Annotated in this window: 15 protein-coding genes; 14 read left to right on the top strand and 1 reads right to left on the bottom strand. The window is 29.0% G+C overall.

Annotation, left to right across the window (positions count from 1 at the left end):
- Positions 1 to 66 precede the first annotated feature (66 nt).
- The 14 genes from AVENP_RS04000 (at position 67) to AVENP_RS04065 (ending at position 13,123) form a co-directional block, all read left to right on the top strand.
- On the top strand, positions 67 to 2,127 hold the full coding sequence (locus AVENP_RS04000; protein WP_128357499.1) for an ATP-dependent helicase: 2,061 nt from the start codon (positions 67 to 69) through the stop codon (positions 2,125 to 2,127).
- A 45-nt stretch (positions 2,128 to 2,172) separates the two neighbouring features.
- The gene (locus AVENP_RS04005) at positions 2,173 to 3,333 is read left to right on the top strand and encodes a cation:proton antiporter (RefSeq protein ID WP_128357498.1); all 1,161 of its coding nucleotides are present in this window, start codon (positions 2,173 to 2,175) and stop codon (positions 3,331 to 3,333) included.
- A 251-nt stretch (positions 3,334 to 3,584) separates the two neighbouring features.
- Complete coding sequence (soxC, locus tag AVENP_RS04010; protein WP_128357497.1) at positions 3,585 to 4,919, top strand: sulfite dehydrogenase; 1,335 nt, start codon at positions 3,585 to 3,587, stop codon at positions 4,917 to 4,919.
- Positions 4,888 to 6,072, top strand: coding sequence for a c-type cytochrome (locus AVENP_RS04015; RefSeq protein ID WP_128357496.1), 1,185 nt, complete (start codon positions 4,888 to 4,890; stop codon positions 6,070 to 6,072). The genes soxC and AVENP_RS04015 overlap by 32 nt, the downstream gene beginning before the upstream one ends.
- Before the next feature lie 13 nt (positions 6,073 to 6,085).
- Positions 6,086 to 6,439, top strand: a complete 354-nt coding sequence (gene soxX / locus AVENP_RS04020; RefSeq protein WP_128357495.1) for a sulfur oxidation c-type cytochrome SoxX — start codon at positions 6,086 to 6,088, stop codon at positions 6,437 to 6,439.
- A 16-nt stretch (positions 6,440 to 6,455) separates the two neighbouring features.
- On the top strand, positions 6,456 to 6,908 hold the full coding sequence (gene soxY, locus AVENP_RS04025) for a thiosulfate oxidation carrier protein SoxY (RefSeq protein ID WP_128357494.1): 453 nt from the start codon (positions 6,456 to 6,458) through the stop codon (positions 6,906 to 6,908).
- 57 nt (positions 6,909 to 6,965) lie between these two features.
- Positions 6,966 to 7,271, top strand: coding sequence for a thiosulfate oxidation carrier complex protein SoxZ (soxZ, locus tag AVENP_RS04030; RefSeq protein WP_128357493.1), 306 nt, complete (start codon positions 6,966 to 6,968; stop codon positions 7,269 to 7,271).
- A 37-nt stretch (positions 7,272 to 7,308) separates the two neighbouring features.
- Positions 7,309 to 8,223, top strand: a complete 915-nt coding sequence (gene soxA / locus AVENP_RS04035) for a sulfur oxidation c-type cytochrome SoxA (RefSeq protein WP_128357492.1) — start codon at positions 7,309 to 7,311, stop codon at positions 8,221 to 8,223.
- 14 nt (positions 8,224 to 8,237) lie between these two features.
- A complete protein-coding gene (locus AVENP_RS04040; RefSeq protein WP_128357491.1) occupies positions 8,238 to 8,660 on the top strand; it encodes a hypothetical protein in 423 nt (140 codons plus the stop codon).
- 119 nt (positions 8,661 to 8,779) lie between these two features.
- The gene (gene soxB / locus AVENP_RS04045) at positions 8,780 to 10,546 is read left to right on the top strand and encodes a thiosulfohydrolase SoxB (RefSeq protein WP_128357490.1); all 1,767 of its coding nucleotides are present in this window, start codon (positions 8,780 to 8,782) and stop codon (positions 10,544 to 10,546) included.
- A gap of 93 nt (positions 10,547 to 10,639) precedes the next feature.
- Positions 10,640 to 11,428, top strand: a complete 789-nt coding sequence (locus AVENP_RS04050) for a thioredoxin family protein (RefSeq protein WP_172664206.1) — start codon at positions 10,640 to 10,642, stop codon at positions 11,426 to 11,428.
- Positions 11,429 to 11,875: an MOSC domain-containing protein gene (locus tag AVENP_RS04055; RefSeq protein WP_128357489.1), complete on the top strand. Its 447-nt coding sequence runs from the start codon at positions 11,429 to 11,431 to the stop codon at positions 11,873 to 11,875.
- Between the two features lie 5 nt (positions 11,876 to 11,880).
- Positions 11,881 to 12,318: a DsrE family protein gene (locus AVENP_RS04060; protein ID WP_128357488.1), complete on the top strand. Its 438-nt coding sequence runs from the start codon at positions 11,881 to 11,883 to the stop codon at positions 12,316 to 12,318.
- Between the two features lie 16 nt (positions 12,319 to 12,334).
- The gene (locus tag AVENP_RS04065; protein ID WP_128357487.1) at positions 12,335 to 13,123 is read left to right on the top strand and encodes an alpha/beta fold hydrolase; all 789 of its coding nucleotides are present in this window, start codon (positions 12,335 to 12,337) and stop codon (positions 13,121 to 13,123) included.
- A 130-nt stretch (positions 13,124 to 13,253) separates the two neighbouring features.
- Here AVENP_RS04065 and AVENP_RS04070 read toward each other — a convergent pair whose 3' ends face one another.
- Complete coding sequence (locus tag AVENP_RS04070) at positions 13,254 to 13,823, bottom strand: DJ-1/PfpI family protein (protein ID WP_128357486.1); 570 nt, start codon at positions 13,821 to 13,823, stop codon at positions 13,254 to 13,256.
- Between the last annotated feature and the right edge of the window lie 25 nt (positions 13,824 to 13,848).

Below are 13,848 nucleotides of genomic sequence, written 5' to 3' on the forward strand. Positions count from 1 at the left end.
TTAAATCTATTATGCTACTATTGCGAAATGATAACACTTTTTATAAATACAACAAACAACTAATCCATGCCTTTATCTAACTTAAATCAAGAACAACTAAGCGCAGCCACTTGTCCTGCTGGTTACAATCTTATTATTGCTAGTGCTGGAACTGGAAAAACTTCTACTATTGTAGGAAGAATTGCAACGCTTATAAATAGTGGCGTAAACCCAAATGAAATTTTACTTTTAACTTTTACAAATAAAGCAGCAGCTGAAATGGTAGCAAGGGTTGCTAAATTTTTTGGAAAAGATATTGCCAAACAAATTATGGCAGGAACTTTCCACTCAGTTTCATATAAACTTTTAAAAGAATTAAAAGTAAATATAACTCTAAAACAACCAAATGAATTAAAAACACTTTTCAAATCAATCTATGAAAAAAGAGTATTTTTTGAAAGAGATGATGAAGCAAATCCTTATGATGGTGGATATTTGTATGATATGTACTCTTTATATCTAAACTCAAATGATGGGGAAGAGTTTGGTGAATGGATAAAGTCAAAAAATGCAAACCATGAATTATATACTTTGATTTATGAAGATGTAATTGCTGAATTCCATGAATTAAAAACAAAATATGGTTATGCAAATTTCGATGATTTATTAACAATTATGTTAGATACTTTAAAAGAAAAAGAGTTTGAATTTAAAGAGATTTTAGTTGATGAATACCAAGACACAAATCCACTACAAGGAAGACTTCTTGATGCTTTTAGACCAAAGTCTTTGTTTTGTGTAGGAGATTATGACCAAAGTATTTATGCTTTTAATGGCTCAGATATTGGAATTATTTCAACTTTTGGTGATAGATATAAAGACGCAACAGTTTTTACTCTACGAAAAAATTACCGTTCAACAAAACCAATTCTAGATTTAGCCACAAAAGTTATAGAATATAATGAAAGAGTTTATGAAAAAAAACTTGAAGTTGTACGAACTGAAAATGAACACAAACCAAAATTATTAGCTTTTAATGAACTTTTTTCTCAGTATGAATATATTTCAGAATTGATTTCTAAAAGTACAACTCCTCACAATGATATAGCGATTATTTATAGAAACAATTCAAGTGCCGATGGAATAGAAGCAAATCTAAGAGAGTTTTCAATTCCTGCAAAACGAAAAGGTGGGATGAGCTTTTTTGATTCGGTTGAAGTGAAATTTATACTTGATATTTTAGTTATGCAAATCACTCACAATGACATGATGGCTTTTATTCACGTGGTTGAACATGGAAAAGGTATTGGAAAAGCAATTGCAAAAGATGTTTTTGATGCACTTATAAAACTAGGTGATGGAGATTTATTAAAAGGTCTTTTTTCACCAAGAGAAGATATAAATAACCCTTACGAAAATGGAAAAGTTAAAAATAGACAATTGGGACTTTTTGATGATTTTATAGAGTTAGGTTCAATTTCAAAGTTTAAAGATTGTAATTTTGAAGAGGCTTTTTTAGGGAATCCAATCTTAAAACATCCCAAATTAAATGTAGATGGCGGGAAATATTTATATGATATTTATTTACTAATGAAACATTTAAGAAGAACAAAAATTCCAGAGACTTTAGTTTCAAGTATTTCATCTTCTATGGCATATTCAAAATTAAAAGATTTTTTATCTACAAAAAGAGCAACACAAAAAGACGGAACAATAAATCCAAGTCAAAAGACAAAATCACTTGCCAAAATTAATAGAAAGGTAATGCTTTTAAAAAATATATCAAGAAATTTTCAAGATTTATCAAAATTCATAAATTCAATGATTTTAGGTGGAAGTGAAATGAGTGAAGGAGATGGAGTAAATCTTCTTTCAATTCATGCAAGTAAAGGTCTTGAATTCAAAGAAGTTTATGTAATAGACTTAATGGATGGAAGATTTCCAAATAGAAAACTTATGAGTAAAGGTGGAAGTATAGAAGAGGAAAGACGACTGTTTTATGTAGCCGTTACAAGAGCAAAAGATATTTTATATCTTTCTTATGCTAAATTCGACAAAATAAAAAAGATGACTTTCGTAGCTAGTCCATTTTTAAGAGAAGCGGGACTTGTAATTAAAGATGATGAAGAATCTAAAACACAAGATTAATATTATAAAATACTGAGATTTTATTAAATTCCTATAGGAAAAAAAGTGGAAAAATTCTTTTTAATTATAACTGTTTGCACAATAATTATGATTTCACCGGGTGTTTCAAAACTATCTCGAACCCCAGTTGTTGTTGTTGAAATATTTTTAGGACTCTTTGCTGGATATTTCGGTTTATTATATGATGATGAAATTCTAAAATTAGTAGCTAAATTTGGATTTGTTTATTTGATGTTTTTAGCTGGACTTGAAATAAATCTAAAACTTGTAAAAATCATAAAAGCAACCCTTGCTATTAATGTAATTATGTATTTTATATTTTTGTATTCAATTGCAGGTATCGTTTGCTGGCTTTTTAACTTAGGAATAACATATTTTGTTGCTCTTCCTATTTTCTCTTTAGGTATGATTATGATGCTTATTAAAGAGTATGGAAAAGATGAACCTTGGCTAAATTTAGCTTTATCAATAGGTGTTGTTGGCGAAGTTATTAGTATTTTGGCGCTAACTTTATTTAGTGGTTGGATAGAGAATGGTTTTAATATTCAGTTTTTTCTTTCAATTTTAACTATTTTTAGTGTAATTGCTATTAGTATTTTAGGATTAAGAATTTTTTATCTTCTTTTTTGGTGGTTTCCTGAGTTAAAAAATTTTTTAATTCCAGATTCACAAGAAGATAGATATAACCAAGATATAAGATTTTCAATCTCTAGTTTACTTATTTTAGTTGCGATTATGTTAGTTTTAAAAATTGATGTTGTTTTAGGAGCCTTTACAGCTGGATTATTTTTTAAAATGTTTTTTAATCAAAAGCACGAATTACTTGAAAAAATAGAATCTTTTGGCTTTGGTTTTTTCGTGCCTATCTTTTTTATTTATACAGGTTCAACTGTAAAACTTGAAATGATTACTTTAGATATTTTAGAACATGCTATTTTTATTATGTTTTCAATAATTATGATTAGACTTATTAGTTCATATTTATCTTTTTACAAATACTTAAAATTTAAGCAAACAACTCTATTTGCTTTAAGTGATTCTATGCCTTTAACTTTTATGGTTGCTATTGCAATGCTTTCATTAAATTATGGTTTAATTACTCAATCAGAGTATTTTTCTTTTATAATAGCAAGTATGATAGATGGTCTCTTCTTAATGATTTTTATTAGAAAATTATATAAAATTTTTACTCCTAATCCTCTTTAATTTATTCTCAAATAATTTATTTGTGAGTAGTCAAAATTAGCAATTTCTTTTATGAAAGAATTGCTAAAATGAATACTCATTTATCGTTGTATACTTCAAGGAACACCGATTTTAATGCTATTCTATTGCTATGCATGAAATTTTTTATATAAGAAAAATTGATATTTTAAGTTTCATTTTAAGTTATAAAACTTATAATAACTTTGATGAATAAGGTTATAAAGATTTTTAAATAATTTAGGAGGTAAAAGTTGAAAAACAGTGAAGTTTTACAAAAAGATGTTAAATCTAATACTATTGAAGTAACAAGTAGAAGAGATTTTTTCAGAAAAACAGCTATTTACTCAGCTAGTGCCTTAAGTGCAGCATCAATTTTATCGCCAGTATCTGTAAAAGCAGATGAAGCGGCAATTATAAATGAAGTTCCTTGGGGTACAAAGTTAGGAGATCCAGTAGACAAGAACTTGTATGGAATACCATCGCCATATGAACATAGTAATATTAGAAGAACTCACGATTTGTTCTCATCAGGAGATGCATATGCATCTGTATCGATGTGTCCGATTCATGAATCTGAAGGTATTATTACACCAAATGGATTATTTTTTACAAGAGATCATGGTGGAACAGCCCATGTTGATCCTAATGAGTGGAGATTAATGATTCATGGTAAAGTTAAAAAAGAGATAGTTTTAACTTTGGAAGATTTAAAAAAATATCCAAGTGAATCAAGAATTTATTTTATTGAGTGTCCTGCAAATGGAAGTCCTGAGTGGAGAGGTCCTCAATTTAATAGTTTACAATTTATGAAAGGTCTTATGAGTGCTGCTCAATGGACTGGAGTTATGTTAAAAACTATTTTAGATGATTTAGGGCTAGAAAAAGATGCTATTTGGATGTTAGCAGAAGGAAGTGATAATGCCTCTAATCCAAGATCAATTCCTGTTGAAAAAGCTTTAGATGACGTAATGGTTGTTTGGGGGCAAAATGGTGAAGCATTAAGACCTGAACAAGGCTATCCTGTACGACTTATTGTTCCAGGATGGGAAGGAAACCTTAATACTAAATGGTTAAGAAGATTAGAATTCTCAGATAAACCATGGCATTCAAAAGAAGAGACATCAAAATATACAATGTTACAAAAATCTGGAAAAGCAATTAGATATTTCTGGGTAAATGAAGTTAACTCTGTAATTACAAGCCCATGTCCTGAAAAACCATGGACAAACTTGAAAAAAGGTGAAATGGTAGAAATAGAAGGACTTGCTTGGTCTGGACATGGAACTATTAAAGGTGTTGATATTTCATTTGATGGTGGAGATAATTGGGTTGAAGCAAAACTTAAAGGTTTAGTTTTACCAAAATCTTGGACAAGATTCTCTTATGTAATTAAATGGGATGGGAAACCATTATTATTAGCTAGTAGATCTTATGATGATTTTGGAAATATCCAACCTACAATTGATCAAGAAACTTCTGCTGTTGGTGTTGAATCAGTTTATCATAGAAATGCAATTGTAACATGGGAAATAACAAGCAAAGGAGAGTGCAATAATGTTCAAATTAGAAAACACAAAAAAGCTTAAGAATAATCTTCTTAGTGTAGTTTTATCAACTTTATTAGCAACTTCTGCTTTAGGTGCAACTAAAAATGAAACTTCAGTTGATGGTGCTGTTAAATATCCAACAAAAGATGGAAAATATTCTTCATATTATGTAAATTCTCAAAATATTAAGAATTTTAATATAGGTAGAACTCCTACAGATAGAGAAATTAGAGCTTGGAATGTTGATATAAAACCAGATGGTGTAGATTTACCTGAATTTGATATGAAAAATGGTGAAGTTGTATTAGGTGATGATGGTAAACCAAAAAAAGCAGAAGGTTCAGTTGAACTTGGTAATGAACTTTATGACTCACAATGTGTAATGTGTCATGGAGATTTTGGAACAGGTGGAAAAGGTTATCCAAGACTTGCAGGTGGTACAAAAGAATCACTGAAAATTCAAAGACTAAATCCTGCTGATGAACATCCGAATCCAGATACTGCAATAAGAACAATAGGTTCATATTGGCCATATGCCACAACTATTTTTTGGTATGTTCAAGATTCAATGCCTTTTCCTCATCCAAAAAGTTTAAGTAATAGTGAAACATATGCACTTACAGCTTATTTATTATCAATTAATAATATTACAATTGATGGTGAAGAACTTGAAGATGAATATGTTTTAGATAAAGAAAAATTTTTAAAAATTAAAATGCCAAATGAAGATGGATTCTATCCTGAAGTTGATACAAAAGATGGTGTTAAAAATATGACAGCATTACTTTCTGATCCAAAAATATATGGAACAGGAACAAGATGTATGAAAGATTGTATTAAAGAAGATGTAAATAATTTACTTCTAAAAATTAACATAGATTTATCAGCTAATTCAAATCAGGCACTTTCAACAGTAAGAGATTTACCAAAGGTTGAAAATGCACAAACAACTAGTGCAGGACAAAATATTTATGAAACTACTTGTGTAAGTTGTCATGGTAATCCAGCCATTGGAGCACCAGTTTTAGCAGATAAAGAAGCTTGGGCTAAGGTAGTTGAAAAAGGAATTGATAAAGTATATAATAATGCAATTCATGGTATAAATAGTATGCCTCCTAAAGGTGGTAACATGGATTTAACAGATGAGCAAATGAAAGAAGTAGTCGATTATATGATTAATTCTAGCAAATAACAAAGGAGAGCTTATGAATGTAATTAAAAGGTTATTAACTGCATCTGCTATTAGTGGATTACTAGTAGTTAGTAGTTTTGCAGCTGATTCTGATTTAGTAAAACAAGGTGAAAAAATCTTTAATACTAATACTCAGGGAAATTGTTTAGCATGTCATGCTGCAAATGGTAAAAAGCTAGATGGTCCAGGAAGTATGGGCCCTGTTTTACAAAATTTATCAGTTTGGCCAGAAGAGGCTTTATATGAAAAAATTTATGATCCTTATACAACAAATCCAATCTCTGCTATGCCAGCATTTGGTAAAAATGGTTGGTTGAGTGATTCAGAAATTAAAGCAGTAGTTGCTTATTTAAAAACTATAAATTAATAATAAGGAAAAGAAAATGATTAATAGAAGAAATTTTTTAGGTTTAGGATTAGGAGCTGTGGCAGTTGCTGTAATTCCTGGTAAATTAAGTGCAATTGATTTTAGAGAAACTAAGCCAAAAGCTTGGACTGCAACAAAAGTTGATGAAGCGGTAAAAGAACTTTTTGGAACAACAGCTACAACTGAGGGAAGTATTAAATTAAATGCTCCTGATATTGCTGAAAATGGTGCTGTAATTCCTGTTTCTTTTGAAACAGATTTAAAAGCTACAAAAATTGCTGTTTTCCAAGATGCAAATCCTGAAAGTGCAGTTGCAGTATTTACAATTCCTGAAAATGCAGTAATTGATTATGCAATTAGAATTAAATTAGCAAAAACTGGAACAGTAACAGTTATAGCAGAAGCTGATGGAAAATTATATTCAGCATCAAAATTAGTAAAAGTAACTATTGGTGGATGTGGTGGTTGATTTTATTCAACTAAGCAATTAAATATTAAAATATAAATAAAAATTAAAGGAATTAAAATGGCAGATTCAACAAAAATAAAAGCAAAATTAAAAGATGGAATAGTTGAAGTAAAAGCATTAGCAACACATCCAATGTTAAGTTACCAAGAAGCAGAAAGAGCAAAAAAAGAAGCAAACTTTATTACTTATGTAGTAGCAAAAGTTGGTGGGAAAATTGTTTATGAAGCTTCTACAAGTCAATTTTTATCAAAAGACCCGTATATGAAATTTTCATTTAAAGGTGGAGCAGTTGGTGATGATATTGAGATTACTTGGAAAGATTTAAAAGGTACTACAGATGTTAGTACTGAAAAAATTAAATAGTTACTAACTTTTAGTAATTTAATAAAAAGGAGATACGATGTTATCAAAAATTGTAAAGTCAACAGCATTTCTAGCATTAACAGTATGTGCTTTAAATGCAGCTGATTTTAATGCAAAAGCAGAGAAAGATAGAATTGAAGCCGTAAAATATTTTGAAGCAAAGTTTGCTGATCCTGAAAAAAACAAAGATAAATTTTTCCCTTATGCAACTGATGATGAGTTGAAAAATGATTATGAAAAAAATTTAAAGCATGATGACTTTAATATTGGAACTTATGCATATTCAAAAGATGCGAAATCACAATATGAAGCAATTAAAGAGATGCCACCATATGAGTCAGATATTGAAACAGGAGAAGCTTTATATAACAAAAAGTTTGCAAATGGTAAATCATTTGCAACTTGTTTTCCAGATCCTGCTGTAACAAACATGTATCCATATTTTGATGAAAAGAAAAAAGATGTTGTAACTTTAACTTCAGCTGTTAACGATTGTTTAAGAGATAATGGTGAAAAAGAATGGGATACAAAAAAAGGTGACATTGCAAATCTTCAAGCATATTTAGTAAATGCAACAACTGAAGCTGGTAAAAAATTTGATATTAAAATTCAAAGTGAAGCAGCTAAAAAAGCATATGAAGCAGGAAAAGAGTATTACTATACTCAAAGAGGATATTTAAAAATGTCATGTGCAACTTGTCATATTCAAGGTGCAGGTCAAAGAGTTAGAAATGAAAAACTTTCTCCACTTGTAGGACAAATTACACAATTCCCTGTTTACAGATTAAAATGGGAGAGTTTAGGAACTATTGAAAGAAGATTATCAGGATGTATTGTTGATCAAGGACAAGTTGCACCAAAAGATGAAAGTACTCAAATGAAAGAACTTATATATTTCATAGCGTATATATCAAATGGTATGGCAATTGATGGTCCAGATATAAGAAAATAATAAAGGTGAATATTATGAAAAAAACAATTTTAAAATTCGCAACTGTAACAGCATTATTAACTTATGGATTAGTTAACGCATCAGCTTCTGATATATCTAAATTAGATGTTAAAAAAGAGTGTAATGTTGAAGTAAATGGAGTTGAAAAAGTAATAGCTACAGCTGCTAAGTATAATGAAATAGCTATAAAACATAAAGTTGAATTTATGAGACTTGGAATGAAAGCTAGCCAATATATTGAAGCTGTAGATGCTGCATTAAAATCAGGCGCTAAAAATATTGATATAGTAGATGATAAAAAGAAAAAAACAAGTGAAGCTACAATTGAATTTGGCGCGTGGCGAGCTTGTTCTTTTGCAATAAGTGCTTTAACTCAAGAAGAAGAAGCAAAAACTGATTGGAAACTTGCAAGTCCAAGTGATGGTTACAAATATTAATTAATAAATATTAATAGGTTTAAAAAGTCAAGATTTTTTACTCTTGACTTTTTTTATTCTCATAAACCCAGAAATACTATGAAAACATAGTACTTTTAAACTGATATAAGGTATAAAAAATGAGTAAATTAAGTAGAAGAGAGTTTGTTTATATGATGGCTGTACTTGGTGCTGCTCCTGTATTTGCTAATTCTCATACAAGAATGACAGATATTACAAACAAGTTAGAAGATTATTATAAATTAAAACCATTTGGTAATGCAAGATTTTTACATATGACAGATTGTCATGCTCAACTATTACCTGTATATTTTAGAGAGCCTAGTGTTAACTTAGGATTTTTTAGTAATTTTGGTAAACCACCTCATATTGTAGGTGAGAAGTTACTTGATTATTATGGAATTAAAGGTAATAAAAGACTTGAATATGCGTATTCATGTGTAAATTTTGAAGAACACGCAAAAGTGATGGGAAAAGTTGGTGGATTTTCTCAAATTAAAACTGTTGTTGATTTTCTAAGAGATAGTTATGGAAAAGAAAAAACTCTTTTATTAGATGGTGGAGATACTTGGCAAGGAACTGCAACTGCACTTTGGACAAGAGGTAAAGATATGGTTGGTGCTATGAATTTACTTGGTGTTGATGTGGCTGTTGGGCATTGGGAATTTACATATAAAGCAGAAGAAGTTTTAGAAAATGTAAAATTACTAAATGCAGAATTTTTAGCTCAAAATATTTTTGTAAAAGAAGATTCTTTAATGAATGGTATTGAAGCTTATGATGAAGAAAGTGGATTAGCATTTAAACCATATACGATTAAACAAATGGGTAATGCAAGAGTTGCAATTATTGGTCAAGCATTCCCTTATACAACTATTGCAAATCCTCAAAGATTTATTCCTGATTGGACTTTTGGGATTAAAGATGACAATATGCAAGAAATTGTAAACAAAATCAAAGAGGAAGAAAAACCAGATGCAATTATCGTTCTTTCTCATAATGGTTTTGATACTGATAAAAAAATGGCAGAAGTTTGTACAGGAATTGATTTTATTATGGGTGGGCATACTCATGATGGTGTTCCAGAAGCTGTTCCTGTTAAAAATGCTAGTGGTACAACGTATGTTTGTAATGCAGGAAGTAATGGTAAATTCTTAAATGTTTTAGATTTAGATATTCAAAATGGAAAAATCAAAGACTTTAAATTTACACTTTTACCAATTTTCTCAGATTTAATTCCTGAAAATAAAGAGATGAAAAAATATATTGAAGATGTAAGACTTCCTTTCTTAAAAGATTTAACAAGAGAAATTGCAACAACTGATACAACACTATTTAGAAGAGGAAACTTCAATGGTTCTTGGGATCAAATTATTTGTGATGCACTTTTAGAAGTAAAAGAAGCGCAGATTTCATTAAGTCCAGGATTTAGATGGGGAACTTCTGTAATGCCAGGACAAGCAATTACTTTTGATGATTTAATGACACAAACAGCAATGACATATCCAGAAACATATGCAAGAGATATAACAGGAACAGATATTAAAGCTATTTTAGAAGATGTTGCTGATAACTTATTTAATGAAGACCCATATTATCAACAAGGTGGAGATATGGTAAGAACAGGTGGAATTTCATATAAAATTAATCCAAAAGGAAAAATGGGTGAAAGAATATCTGATATAGTTCTTACAAAAACAGGTCAAAAACTTGATGCAAACAAATCTTATAAAGTTGCAGGTTGGTCAACAGTTGGTGCTCAATCTCCTGGTGAACCAGTTTGGGAAACAGTTGAAACATATTTAAAAAATGTAAAACATATTAGTAATATTAAAGTTGATACTCCTGATATTATTGGAGTAAAAGGTAATCCTGGCATTATCTAATTTTTAAGTATAAAGAGGATTTCTCTTTATACTTTTTCTATTTAATAAATCTTTTTTTGTAAATATTTATTAAGTTGAAAAAAGGATTTTAATTTGATAAAAACTTTACTGATATGGCTTTTTCTTTTTATGAATTTAATTGCTGACTATAAAGAGGGAAAAGAAATCTTCCAAAATAAATGTTCCTCTTGCCATGAAAACTACATTGATATTAATATAATAAAAGAGAATTTTTTTGATAAGAATAATAAGCTTTTAAATTTAAAAGCACCAACTGTTAATATGTTAGCTTATGAAATTATGGATAGTTCAAAAAAAATAGGCGATGAAACAGACCCAGAAATGAGAGAAATTGAAATACAAAGTTTTTTAAAATCATATTTAGAGAATCCGGATAGATTTAATTCAATTTGTGATGAACATATTTTAAAATATTATGATGTTAAAAAAAGTATGAAACTAAGTGATGATGAATACAATAATTTAGCGATATTTTTTATGGAATATAAAAAACATTTAACAATTAAAGATACTACAGCAAACACTTTAGCAAGTACAAATGAATCTGAAATTTTAAAAAAAGCAAAAAAAGAAAATAAACTTATTATGGTTTATGTTAATTCAAAAACTTGTCATTATTGTAAAACAATGAATAAAGAAGTTCTAGGTTTAGAAGATGTTCAAACTCAAATAAATAAAAATTATTTATTTATAAAAATTGATGTTGATGAAACAGCTTTACCTTTTGATTTGAAAAAAGTTTATAAACAAATAACGCCAACTTTTTTTGTTCTTTCAAAAGAGGGAACTTATCTTAAACAATATCCTGGAGCTTGGGTAAAAAGTGATTTTTTAGAAATTTTAAAAGAGAATGTGAAATAAATGAAAGATTTAGGAATTGTATTAGAAACATTTAGTGCCACAAAAGAATCAAGTGGACTTCCTCGGCCAAAAGTCAGAGAATTAAATCTTATAAAAGATTTTGGAATAGAAAATGATAAATTTGCAGGAAAAAAACTTGATCAAACTGTTATGATTGTAGGAATAAAGTCTTATAAAATAGCTTTAGAAAATGGAATAAAATTAGAGTATGGAAGTTTAGGAGAAAATATTTTATTAGATTTTGATCCACATGATTTAATTGTCAATCAAGAGTTAATAATAGGAACTTCAATAATTCAAATTACTCAAATATGTACCGTTTGTAGTCATCTTAGTATTTTTGGTGAAGAATTACCAACTTTACTAAAAAATCATAGAGGACTTTATTGTAAAATCTTAAAAGATGGTATCATATCAAAAGATATGATAGTAAAAATTAAGGAATAATTCAGATGAAAAAAATTATATTAATTATATTAATAACAATATGTTCTTATGCTCAATCAAAGTTTAATGATCCTCAACCGACATTTGAAAACCCTAGAAAATTAGTAATAAATTTACATAATGATGATTTAGATACGGTTAATCATACTATTGGTTCAATTTATAATATTCTAAAAGAGTATCCAAGTGATACTTTAAAAGTTGCAGTTGTTTTATATGGGAAAGGTATGAGAGCAATAAAAAAAGATTATGATAAAAATACACTTGCTCGAATTACATCTTTAATGGAATATGATGTTGAATTTGTGGGATGTAGAAATACGATGGAAACAATGAACTGGAAAGATGATGATTTTATTGATGGCGTTGAATTTGTTCAAGCTGGAATTGTAGAAGTAATTGAGAGACAAATGATTGGATATGTTGGTATCACACCTTATTAATAAGAAAGGATAAAAAATGTTTAAAAAATTTTTAATTTTAACAAGCTTGATTTTTGCATTTAATTTATCATTAAATGCAAAACAAATATCAGAATTTGAGTGTGCAAAAAAAGGTGAAAATTTTATATTTGCAGGTAATGAATGTATAAAATACAAAGAGTTCAAAGGTGAAGTTGAAGGTACAATAAATATTATTGTTCATGGAACTTGGAAAGAAGGAACTGACACACTTGCAAGATATGCTCCTTTTGCTGAAGATATTGCAATGAGAACAGATGTTACAACAATAGCCGTTGCCCTTCCTGGATATGCTGGAAGTTCTACAAATAAATTTACATCTTTATCTCATGATGGAGTTGAAAATTTGGCTGCAAAAAAAGAGTATGTTGAATTTTTAGGGCAATTAGTTGAGGAATTAAAAAATAAATATGATGCTTCAACTGTTACATACATAGGTCATAGTGCTGGTTGTATGATGGGTGCAACATTAACTGGCCTTAAACCAGATTTGATAAATAATATTCTTTGTGCTGGAGGAGTTTATAATATCCATGAAAAAACAGATGTTAAAGATTTAATCTCAATAAGTGATGTATTAGATAAAGTTAATAAACAAACAAAATTTGCTCTTGTTTATGGAACAGCAGATGATATTTCTCCACCTAAGTTAACACTTGATTTTTATAAATTAGCAAAAGAAAAAGGTTTAGATGTAAGACTTGTAGAAGCAAAAGATGCTCTTCACTTGGATTTAGATATGACAAATGCCTCAATAAATGCTATTTTAGAATTGGTTGAAGAGTAAAATATTTAATAAAAAGTTTAATAAATTATGGAATATTTTACTCTATAAGTAAATGTTAAAATAGGTTTACCATAATCTACGGTAAACCTATAAACTTTTAGATAAAGATTTTAATAAATTTGGTATGAGATTATTTTGTTAATAATAACTCATTAAATTTAGCTAACCATTCAGGATGTGCAGGCCAAGCAGCAGCTGTTACTAAATTCCCATCAACAATTGCACTTTCAAATCCAATATCTGCCCATGTTCCACCACCAAGACCCACATCAGGAGCACAAGCTGGATAACAAGAACAAGTTTTATTTTTTATAATTCCAGCAGCTGCAAGAACTAAAATACCATGACAAACAGAAGCAATTGGTTTATTTGCGCTATTGAAGTTTTGAACAATTTCAATAACTCTTGCATTTAATCTAATATACTCAGGAGCACGTCCACCAGGAATTAGTAACGCATCATAAGATAATTCATCAACTTCTGAAAAAGAAGCATTTAAAGCAAAGTTGTGACCAGGTTTTTCTGTATAAGTTTGGTCACCCTCAAAATCATGAATAGCAGTTTTAATTTGATCTCCTGCTTTTTTATCTGGACAAACAACATCAACAACATAACCTAACATCTTTAGACATTGAAAAGGAACCATAAGTTCATAATCTTCCACAAAATCACCAGCTAATATTAAAATTCTTTTTGACATAACTTCTCCTTAATTTTATAAATTA

Origin of the sequence: Arcobacter venerupis (assembly GCF_013201665.1) — a bacterium.
Taxonomy (GTDB): domain Bacteria; phylum Campylobacterota; class Campylobacteria; order Campylobacterales; family Arcobacteraceae; genus Aliarcobacter; species Aliarcobacter venerupis.

Bases quoted from the DNA above. Each gene is read 5' to 3' on its own strand.
- AVENP_RS04000 (WP_128357499.1), top strand. From the start codon at position 67: ATGCCTTTATCTAACTTAAATCAAGAACAACTAAGCGCAGCCACTTGT.
- AVENP_RS04015 (WP_128357496.1), top strand. From the start codon at position 4,888: ATGTTCAAATTAGAAAACACAAAAAAGCTTAAGAATAATCTTCTTAGT.
- soxX (WP_128357495.1), top strand. From the start codon at position 6,086: ATGAATGTAATTAAAAGGTTATTAACTGCATCTGCTATTAGTGGATTA.
- soxY (WP_128357494.1), top strand. From the start codon at position 6,456: ATGATTAATAGAAGAAATTTTTTAGGTTTAGGATTAGGAGCTGTGGCA.
- soxZ (WP_128357493.1), top strand. From the start codon at position 6,966: ATGGCAGATTCAACAAAAATAAAAGCAAAATTAAAAGATGGAATAGTT.
- soxA (WP_128357492.1), top strand. From the start codon at position 7,309: ATGTTATCAAAAATTGTAAAGTCAACAGCATTTCTAGCATTAACAGTA.
- AVENP_RS04040 (WP_128357491.1), top strand. From the start codon at position 8,238: ATGAAAAAAACAATTTTAAAATTCGCAACTGTAACAGCATTATTAACT.
- soxB (WP_128357490.1), top strand. From the start codon at position 8,780: ATGAGTAAATTAAGTAGAAGAGAGTTTGTTTATATGATGGCTGTACTT.
- AVENP_RS04055 (WP_128357489.1), top strand. From the start codon at position 11,429: ATGAAAGATTTAGGAATTGTATTAGAAACATTTAGTGCCACAAAAGAA.
- AVENP_RS04060 (WP_128357488.1), top strand. From the start codon at position 11,881: ATGAAAAAAATTATATTAATTATATTAATAACAATATGTTCTTATGCT.
- AVENP_RS04065 (WP_128357487.1), top strand. From the start codon at position 12,335: ATGTTTAAAAAATTTTTAATTTTAACAAGCTTGATTTTTGCATTTAAT.
- AVENP_RS04070 (WP_128357486.1), bottom strand. From the start codon at position 13,823: ATGTCAAAAAGAATTTTAATATTAGCTGGTGATTTTGTGGAAGATTAT.